At 46.4% G+C, this 10,335-nt stretch carries 6 protein-coding genes; 3 read left to right on the top strand and 3 right to left on the bottom strand.

Features of this window, described 5'->3' with window-relative positions:
• Positions 1–157 precede the first annotated feature (157 nt).
• A complete protein-coding gene (locus GPL15_RS14085; protein ID WP_215699316.1) occupies positions 158–364 on the bottom strand; it encodes a helix-turn-helix transcriptional regulator in 207 nt (68 codons plus the stop codon).
• A gap of 4 nt (positions 365–368) precedes the next feature.
• Positions 369–680 (bottom strand): DUF6442 family protein, encoded by a 312-nt coding sequence (locus GPL15_RS14080; RefSeq protein ID WP_215699315.1) that lies wholly within the window; start codon positions 678–680, stop codon positions 369–371.
• Between the two features lie 346 nt (positions 681–1,026).
• On the opposite strand from GPL15_RS14080, the gene mobB reads away from it, so the two are divergent.
• Positions 1,027–2,088 (top strand): molybdopterin-guanine dinucleotide biosynthesis protein B, encoded by a 1,062-nt coding sequence (gene mobB, locus GPL15_RS14075; protein ID WP_215699314.1) that lies wholly within the window; start codon positions 1,027–1,029, stop codon positions 2,086–2,088.
• A gap of 327 nt (positions 2,089–2,415) precedes the next feature.
• On the opposite strand, the gene GPL15_RS14070 is transcribed toward mobB, so the two are convergent.
• Complete coding sequence (locus tag GPL15_RS14070; protein ID WP_215699313.1) at positions 2,416–3,879, bottom strand: nicotinate phosphoribosyltransferase; 1,464 nt, start codon at positions 3,877–3,879, stop codon at positions 2,416–2,418.
• 678 nt (positions 3,880–4,557) lie between these two features.
• Here GPL15_RS14070 and ileS point away from each other — a divergent pair.
• Together ileS and GPL15_RS14060 are read left to right on the top strand one after the other, a co-directional pair.
• Positions 4,558–7,677: an isoleucine--tRNA ligase gene (gene ileS / locus GPL15_RS14065; RefSeq protein ID WP_215699312.1), complete on the top strand. Its 3,120-nt coding sequence runs from the start codon at positions 4,558–4,560 to the stop codon at positions 7,675–7,677.
• Between the two features lie 28 nt (positions 7,678–7,705).
• Complete coding sequence (locus tag GPL15_RS14060) at positions 7,706–10,159, top strand: glycogen/starch/alpha-glucan phosphorylase (protein ID WP_215699311.1); 2,454 nt, start codon at positions 7,706–7,708, stop codon at positions 10,157–10,159.
• Positions 10,160–10,335 lie beyond the last annotated feature (176 nt).

Here is a 10,335-nt window from a genome sequence, read left to right as displayed (position 1 = left end):
GTCTTTTTTGATGCCTGCGGGCTTTAGTTCCACTTACGGTTGGAAGCCGATTTCCCACACCGTCAGAGCACGGCCCGCCCTGCAGGTTTCAAGCCCCGGCCTGGCCACCGTCCCCTCGTCCCGCTTTCCTGCGTAACTTCCTCAACTAAATCCCAATTTAAAAGTAGAATAACTCCTCAAATTTTTTATCCAGCGCAATACACAAAACCAACGCCAATTTAGCAGTAGGATTAAACTGCCCTGTTTCAATGGAACTGATTGTATTTCTCGATACCCCTACCATATCGGCCAGCTGGCTTTGGGAGAGCTTTTTTTCTGTGCGTGCGGCTTTTAAGCTGTTTTTTAAGATTAAGGTCTCATCCATGATATTACCTCAACACGCCGATGATATAACTGGCTAAGGAAGCCGCCGATGCGATGGTGCCTGCAACGGTCGATACCAGATAAGTTTTGCTATTGGTAAAACGGTATTTCGGGTAGGATTCGGCAGCGATAAAGGCCCAGAACATTGCCTGGGGAACATAGCTGGACTGTCCGTGAAATAAATTGAACACCACTATAAAGATAAAGACGCCGCAAAATGCGCTTATACCGATCCGCCTTCCTTTATTTTCAGCCTGTTCCATACCCTCATCCCTTTTCTCTGCTCTGCTTTTCGCGAGGATTTCATCTTTATTCATACCACTTACCTCCTGAATTGATGCCAAGTTTTATTTGCAATATAAGTATATATCTGCCAAGTTTACTTGTCAATCAATTTCGCCAAGTTTACTGTGCAATATGAAATGACATCTGTGCAATACGAAATGCTATCTGTGCAATACGAAATGCTATCTGTGCAATATAGAATGATGTTTGTACAATTATGAAGTGGCATCTGCGTTTCTGTGAAGCTGCCGGGTTGAGCAGAAGCTGCGGTGACCAGGATCGAAAATGGGTTTACATGCATTTAAACTCCGTGATATAATGGTGGACACCTGATGGAAGAAGGGCGGAGGCCCTGATTGATTGGAAATGGAGAAGTGTATGACAATTGCGGGTCTTATATTAATGGGCGGAAAAAATCGAAGAATGGGCGGGGAGAAAAAGGCGTTTCTTATAGATGAGGGAAGGCCGTTTTACCAATGTATGGCTGACGCAATGCCGGGGATGAAAAAGATATATCTGTCGGTGGAAGATAAAAGCCGTTATAGTCAATTGGAATATCCGATGCTTGAGGACCTTTATCCTGGAATTGGGCCTATGGGTGGAATTCTGAGTTCGTTAAAACAGTGTGAAGAGGAGGCCCTCTTAGTGCTCCCCTGCGACATGCCCAGGCTCAGCTGCCGGTTTACGGAAAGGCTGATGGAGGTATGGGAAAGAGAAAAAATGCCCGCCTGTATTTATGTGGACAAAAGGCCGCAGCCGCTGATCGGGATTTATTCAAAAGAATGCGTCCCGCTGATGGAACAAATGGTGGGAGAGGGGAATTACCGTATGTCGTCCATTTTGGATCAGATTGATCATGTAAAAGTGGGGGCCCAGGCGGATGAAACTGTATTTTTCAATGTGAATACAAAGGAGGAATACAGAAAAATGCGCGCTGAAGATCATGGCAGACCGGTTATGATTGCGGTCAGCGGGGTAAAAAATTCGGGGAAGACGACATTTATGGAGAATCTGATCCCGCGCCTGACGGAAATGGGCCTGAAAACAGCGGCCATAAAGCACGACGGCCATACATTTACTCCCGACGTGCCGGGGACGGACAGTGACAGGCACAGAAAGGCCGGAGCGATCGGGACTGCGGTTTTTTCTGAAAACCAGTTTATGGTTGTAAAAAAGGAAAAAGTGACGGAAATGAAGCTGGCGGAGTTGTTTCCGGAAGCGGATGTCATTCTTTTAGAAGGGATGAAGGATTCTGACTATCCCAAATTTGAGCTGGTCAGAAAAGGGAACTCTGAAACGGGCGTGTGCAGAAGAGAAACGATTCTGGCCTATGTGACTGACCTGGAAATGGAAACGGAAGAAATAACGGTTTTGGGCTTGAACGATTATGAAAAAGCGGCGGAATTGGTGTATCGCTGTTATCTCGAACAGAAAGGCTGAACAGGGATGGTTGTTTTTTGTTTAAATATGTGGACCAATTGCCATAGATACAATCTCTTTAAAATAAAAAATCCCCATAAAAAGGGAGGAGCCGGTAACCCTTTCAGGATTACCGGCGATTATGAAAAAAATTTTATCTAATTGTTATTAGCAGCCTTTCTTTCGATAGTTAAAGTATATCTTTAATTTGTGAAGAAAGTTTAGCTCATATATAGATGTTCTGTAAAAAGATTGTGAATAAGATATGAACGAATCATTTTGCGTTTTAGCATATAAAAAACCTGGGCCGGAAGCGTTTCAGTTTCCGGTACAGGTTTTTTCTGTGCATTAATTGTCGCTGTGATGATAGCTGTCAAGAAGCTGGTTTTTAATGTGCCACAATTCATTGGATAAGTCCACATGAGTGCGGTGCGGGTACTCCAAACGGAGGGATTCTTCCCAAAGAGTGCTTAACTCCTGCTTGCAGTATTCGCGGATCTCCATAACTTTTGGAGATTTATAGACACATTTACCCTCTTTGAAAATAGGCACCAGCAATTCACGCAGCACATAGCTGTTAGGAGCCAGGTGGGTCTTTTTCCAGGTTTCAATAGGGTCGAAGAGCAGCAGAGAGTTTTTCGGATCGTATTTTTCATCCACCAGGCAGATCAGGTCTGCGATGATTTTTCCCGTTTCCTTATTATAAATACGCTGGATCGTTTTATTTCCCGGATTGGTGATCTTTTCCGCGTTCTCGGATAACTTGATCTTGGGAATGAATTTTCCCGTTTCTTTATCCTTGATTGCCGCTAATTTATAAACGCCGCCAAAGGAAGGGCAGTCCTTAGAGGTGATCAGATTGGTTCCCACGCCCCAGGAATTGATGGTTGCGCCTTGAAGCTTCAGGCTGCTGATCAGCGTTTCGTCCAAATCATTGGAGGCGGAGATGACTGCGTCGGTGAATCCTGCGTCATCCAGCATCTTCTTGGCCTTTTTGGAGAGATAAGCCAGGTCGCCGCTGTCCAGGCGGATTCCGTAGAAGGTGAGGGGGATTCCGGCTTCTTTCATCTCCTGGAACACTTTAATCGCGTTCGGAACTCCGGAATTTAACGTATCATAGGTGTCGACCAAAAGGATGCATGCGGTGGGATATAATTTGGCGTAGGTGCGGAAGGCGGTCAGTTCATCAGGGAAACTCATGATCCAGCTATGGGCATGGGTTCCTTTTACGGGGACGTCAAACATTTGTCCGCAGAGCACATTGGAAGTTCCGATACATCCGGCGATCATGGCAGCCCGTGCGCCATAGATGCCAGCGTCCGGACCCTGGGCCCGGCGGAGGCCGAATTCCATCACGCCGTCGCCTTTGGCCGCGTAGACAACCCTGGCCGTTTTGGTGGCGATCAGGCTTTGATGGTTGATGATGTTGAGAAGGGCGGTTTCCACCAACTGGGCCTGCATGATCGGAGCGATCACCTTAACCAGAGGCTCCCTTGGGAAAATGACAGTTCCTTCCGGAATCGCGTAGATATCGCCGGTAAATTTGAAATCAGAAAGATATTGCAGGAAATCGTCTCCAAATAATCCGGTGCTTCTCAAATAATCCACATCTTCTTTGTCAAAATGAAGATTTTCAATGTATTCGATGACCTGTTCCAGCCCGGCACAGATAGCATATCCGTTGTTGTTGGGGTTGGTGCGGTAGAACATATCAAAGATCACAGTTTCGTTGACATCCTTTTCTTTAAAATACCCCTGCATCATGGTTAGCTCGTAGAGGTCTGTCAATAAGGTCAGGTTTCTCTGGCTCATAAGGTATCTCCTTTAAATATGTAAAGTATTTGTAAAATTATTCTGTAGTATACCATAGTTTCAGAAAAAGGCAAGTGGATTGATAAAAAAATAACAATGTGACAGGGAGAAAAGGATCAGACAGACCGCCAGATGCGGCATTTGTAAAGCATTTTACTATACAAATGCTGGAAAAGTACCTCAGAATTACCAGAAGAGTGGTTGACAATTACAGACTGAATCATTATAATGTAACAGTATATATAGAAAGAAAAGACGCAGATGGAGACAGTAAGCCTGTTTTAAAGCTTCAGCGAACCGGGGATGGTGAGAGCCCGGGGCGAGTAGAACAGATCTGAAGATCACTCCTGAGTCGCAGGCTGAATTAAAGTAGGTCTTGTCGGTTTTCCACCGTTAGAAGGAACACATATGTTAGTATGGGGTAATGGGTGGTATAATCGAAGCAGTGCCTTCGTCCTGATTACACAGGGCGGAGGTTTTTTAATTTCATAGGAAAGTACGTCCTATGAAATAAAAAAGCCCTCCGGGCAGGATCGCCCTGCGGCGGTAGGGAATTATGTCGCTGAAGCGGCCCGCCGCAGGCGGTAAGGAATTATGCCGCTGAAGCGGCCCGCCGCAGGCGGAGAATCCCGCAAACGGGATTCGTTCTTATTTTATTAGAATGGAGGTTTTTGCAGAATGTATGAGAAAGTATCTACAAATCTGAATTTTGTAGACAGAGAGAAAAAAATCGAAAAATTCTGGGAAGACAATGATATTTTCCAGAAGAGCATGGACAGCAGAAAGAATGGACCAACCTATACCTTTTATGACGGCCCGCCTACCGCCAATGGTAAGCCCCATATCGGCCATGTGCTGACCCGTGTCATCAAGGATATGATTCCCAGATACCGCACGATGAAGGGCTGCATGGTGCCTCGTAAAGCAGGATGGGATACCCATGGGCTGCCGGTGGAGCTGGAAGTTGAAAAACAACTGGGGCTGGACGGAAAAGAGCAGATCGAACAGTACGGACTGGAACCATTTATCGAGCACTGCAAGGAGAGCGTTTGGAAATATAAAGGCATGTGGGAGGACTTTTCCGGAACCGTGGGCTTTTGGGCGGATATGGACGATCCTTATGTTACGTATCATAACGATTTCATTGAATCAGAGTGGTGGGCTTTAAAGCAGATTTGGGAAAAGGGCCTTTTATACAAGGGCTTTAAGATCGTTCCCTACTGCCCGCGCTGCGGAACCCCTCTTTCCAGCCATGAAGTGGCACAGGGATATAAGGATGTAAAAGAAAAATCAGCGATTGCCAAATTTAAGGTAAAAGGCGAGGACGCTTACATTTTAGCATGGACCACAACGCCGTGGACCCTTCCTTCCAATGTGGCCCTCTGTGTAAATCCCAATGAAACTTATGTGAAAGTCTCATGTGGAGGAGAAACTTATTATCTGGCTGAAGCGCTTTGTGATACTGTGCTGAAGGAAGAGTACGAAGTTCTGGAAAAATATGTTGGAACGGATTTGGAATATAAGGAATATGAGCCCTTATTTGATTTTGTAAACCCTAAGAAAAAGGCATTTTATGTGACATGCGATACGTATGTTACGCTGACCGACGGTACCGGAGTGGTTCATATTGCGCCGGCATTTGGTGAAGACGATTCCAAAGTAGGCCGCAAATACGACCTTCCGTTTGTCCAGCTTGTGGATCCAAAAGGTGAGATGACTGCGGAAACTCCCTGGGCCGGTACATTTTGTAAAAAAGCGGATCCGCTGGTATTAAAGGACCTGGAAGAGCGGGGCCTGTTATTTGCCGCTCCTAATTTTGAACACAGCTATCCACACTGCTGGAGATGTGACACTCCGCTGATCTATTATGCGCGCGAATCCTGGTTTATCAAGATGACGGATGTGAAAGAGGATTTGATCCGCAACAACAATACGATTAACTGGATTCCGGAAAGCATCGGAAAAGGCCGTTTCGGCGACTGGCTGGAGAATGTACAGGACTGGGGCGTCAGCCGTAACCGTTACTGGGGAACACCCCTTAATATCTGGGAGTGCGAATGCGGACACCAGCATTCCATCGGAAGCATTGAAGAGCTGAAGTCCATGTCACCTAACTGTCCTGAGGACATTGAACTGCACCGTCCATTTATCGATGACGTGACAATTACTTGTCCGGAATGCGGCAGACAGATGAAGCGTGTTCCAGAAGTGATTGACTGCTGGTTTGACTCCGGTTCCATGCCATTTGCACAGCATCATTATCCATTTGAGAACAAGGAATTGTTTGAAGCCCAATTTCCGGCTGATTTTATATCAGAGGCGGTTGACCAGACCAGAGGATGGTTTTATTCCCTGTTAGCCATTTCAACCCTGATCTTTAATAAAGCGCCGTATAAGAACGTTATCGTGCTGGGACATGTTCAGGATGAAAATGGACAGAAGATGTCCAAATCCAAAGGAAATGCAGTTGATCCGTTTGAAGCTCTGGACACTTACGGCGCCGATGCGATCCGCTGGTATTTCTACATCAACAGCGCCCCCTGGCTGCCTAACCGTTTCCACGGAAAAGCGGTTCAGGAAGGACAGCGCAAATTTATGGGCACTTTGTGGAACACATATGCATTCTTTGTGCTCTATGCTAATATAGATAATTTTGATGCGACCAAATATAAACTGGAATATGACAAACTTCCGGTTATGGACAAATGGCTGCTCTCCAAGCTGAATACATTGATAAAAGATGTGGACAGCAATCTGGAGAATTACCGGATTCCGGAAGCCGCAAGAGCGCTTCAGGAGTTCGTAGATGATATGAGCAACTGGTATGTGAGAAGAAGCCGGGAACGTTTCTGGGCAAAGGGGATGGAACAGGATAAGATCAATGCCTACATGACCCTTTATACCGCACTGGTTAACGTGTGCAAGGCTGCGGCTCCTATGGTTCCGTTTATGACCGATGACATTTACCAGAACCTGGTTAGAAGCATTGATAAGAACGCGCCTGAGAGCGTGCATCTGTGTGACTTCCCGACGGCGGAAGAATCCTGGATTGATAAAAAACTGGAATCTGATATGGATGAGGTACTGAAGATTGTGGTGATGGGCCGTGCTGCCAGAAATACCGCAAACATCAAGAACCGCCAGCCCATCGGAAGGATGTTTGTCAAGGCGGATCATGAGCTGTCCCAGTTCTACAAACAGATTATTGAAGAGGAATTAAATGTAAAAACGGTAGAATTTACGGATGATATCCGCAGCTTTACCTCTTACAGTTTCAAGCCGCAGTTAAAGACAGTAGGCCCGAAATACGGCAAACAGCTGGGCAGCATCAAAAAGGCCCTTGCAGAGGTGGACGGCAATTCGGCAATGGATACGCTGAAGGAAAAAGGCGCTTTGACCTTTGATTTCGGCGGAGTGGAAGTTGTGCTCACCGAGGAAGACCTGCTGATCGATACGGCTCAGACCGAAGGTTATGTATCGGAAGGTGACAACTATGTAACTGTTGTCCTGGATACCAATCTGACCCCTGAACTGATCGAGGAAGGTTTTGTACGTGAGTTAATCAGCAAGATTCAGACCATGCGTAAAGAAGCCGGATTTGAGGTGATGGATCATATTCGCCTGTTCCAGGATGAAAATGATAAGATTGCCGATATCCTGAAGGCACATACGGAAGAGATTAAGAATGAAGTACTGGCAGATAATATTTCACTGGGACAGACCGGAGGCTATGCGAAGGAATGGAACATCAACGGTGAAAAAGTTATGTTAGGCGTAGAGAAAATAACCAACGGCTGAGAATGTTGGTCATTAGGAGGATTAGCTGATGAACAGAGGCTTCGATAAGGAAACTTTCAAAAAAAGCGTCATCTACAATGTGAAGAATTTATACCGGAGGACAATTGACGAAGCAAAACCCGAGCAGGTTTTCCAGGCAGTGGCCTATGCGGTGAAAGATGTTATAATTGATGAATGGATTGCGACCCATAAAGAATATGAGAAAGAGGATGCAAAAACCCTTTACTATCTCTCCATGGAATTTCTGATGGGACGCGCGCTGGGCAATAATATCATAAATATTATGGCCCGGGATGAGGTAAAAGAAGTACTGGATGAACTGGGATTTGATCTGAATGTGATTGAAGACCAGGAGCCGGATGCTGCCCTTGGAAACGGAGGCCTGGGCCGTCTGGCCGCCTGTTTCCTGGATTCCCTGGCGACGCTGGGATATCCTGCATACGGCTGCGGCATCCGTTACCGCTACGGTATGTTCAAACAGAAGATTGAGAATGGTTATCAGGTGGAGGTGCCGGATGAATGGTTAAAAGACGGCAACCCATTTGAAGTGCGCCGTTCCGAATATGCGACGGAAGTAAAATTCGGCGGATATGTGAAGACCGTATGGGAAAATGGAAGAGAGCGTTTCGTTCAGGAAGGTTATCAGTCAGTTATGGCAATTCCTTATGATCTTCCAATTGTCGGCTATGGCAACAATGTGGTTAATACATTGAGAATCTGGGATGCGCAGCCCATCCACACCTTCAACCTGGATTCCTTTGACCGCGGCGATTATCAAAAGGCTGTGGAACAGGAAAATCTGGCCAAGAATATTTGTGAAGTGCTCTATCCGAATGACAATCATTATGCGGGTAAGGAACTCCGCTTAAAACAGCAGTATTTCTTCATTTCCGCCAGCGTTCAGCGTGCGGTGAGCAAATACATGGAAAAACACGATGACATCCGTAAATTCTACGAGAAGAACGTGTTCCAGTTAAATGATACCCATCCGACGGTTGCGGTTGCAGAGCTGATGAGAATCCTTTTGGATGATTATGGCCTGACATGGGAAGAGGCCTGGGATGTGACCACAAAAACCTGTGCTTATACCAACCACACCATCATGTCGGAAGCCTTGGAGAAATGGCCCATCGAGCTGTTTTCCAGACTCCTTCCGCGTATTTACCAGATCGTGGAAGAGATTAACCGCCGCTTTATCATTCAGATCCAGCAGTTGTATCCGGGGGATCAGAATAAAGTGCGGAAGATGGCAATCGTATATGACGGTCAGGTGAAGATGGCCCATCTGGCCATCGCGGGAAGTTTTTCCGTCAACGGCGTGGCAAGACTCCATACGGAGATTCTGAAGAACCAGGAGTTAAAGGATTTCTATCAGATGATGCCTGATAAATTCAACAATAAGACTAACGGCATCACCCAGAGACGTTTCCTTCTCCATGGCAATCCATTGCTTGCTGAGTGGGTGACTTCCAAGATCGGCAATGAATGGATTACGAATCTGCCTCACATCCATGAACTGGCTATTTATGCGGATGATGAAAAATGCCAGAAGGAATTTATGAACATCAAATACCAGAACAAGGTGCGTCTGGCTAAATATATCAAAGAACACAACGGAATCGATGTGGATCCCCGTTCCATTTTCGATGTACAGGTAAAACGTCTTCATGAGTATAAACGTCAGCTCATGAATATTCTGCACGTGATGTTCCTTTATAACCAGCTGAAGGATAATCCGAATATGGATATGGTGCCGAGAACATTTATCTTCGGCGCAAAGGCGGCAGCCGGTTATAAACGTGCGAAAATGACCATTAAACTGATCAATTCAGTGGCTGATGTGATCAACAACGATAAGAGCATCAAAGGCAAGATTAAAATCGTATTCATCGAAGATTACCGGGTATCCAATGCGGAAATCATTTTTGCGGCCGCGGATGTGAGCGAACAGATTTCCACTGCCAGCAAAGAGGCTTCCGGTACAGGAAATATGAAGTTCATGTTAAATGGCGCGCTGACCCTGGGAACCATGGACGGCGCCAATGTGGAGATCGTGGAAGAGGTGGGAGAGGATAAGGCGTTTATCTTCGGCGCATCTTCTGACGAGATCATCAACCTGGAAAATAACGGCGGCTACAACCCCATGGACATCTTCAACAGCGACCAGGAGATCCGCCGTGTGCTGATGCAGCTCATCAACGGATACTTTTCACCGAATGATCCGGAAATGTTCCGGGAGATTTACAATTCCCTGCTGAACACCCAGAGCAGCGACCGGGCGGATACTTACTTCATCTTAAAGGATTTCCGGGCCTATGCAGAAGCCCAGAAAAGGGTGGACACCGCTTACCGGGATGCAGACTGGTGGGCTAATGCGGCCATCATGAACGTGGCCTGCGCCGGAAAGTTCACGTCAGACCGGACCATTGAGGAATATGTGAGAGATATCTGGCACTTGGAAAAAGTGGAAGTGGATATGTAAAATTGGGATTTAATTAGTGAAAGTTACGCAGGGAAGCGGGACGAGGGGACGGACTGGATGTTTGGATGCGGGCGGGCCCAGGGGAATCCTTCGGGCATGAAAACCAGCTTCCAACCGTAAGTGAAACTAAGGCTCCAGGAATAGAAAAAGACGGTGCGATGCCCATTCACGGTAAA

The organism is Clostridium sp. MCC353, from assembly GCF_018785315.1.
GTDB lineage: Bacteria > Bacillota > Clostridia > Lachnospirales > Lachnospiraceae > CHH4-2.
The sequence above is the reverse complement of the archived record's forward strand: the minus strand, read 5'-3'. Positions and strand labels throughout refer to the sequence as shown.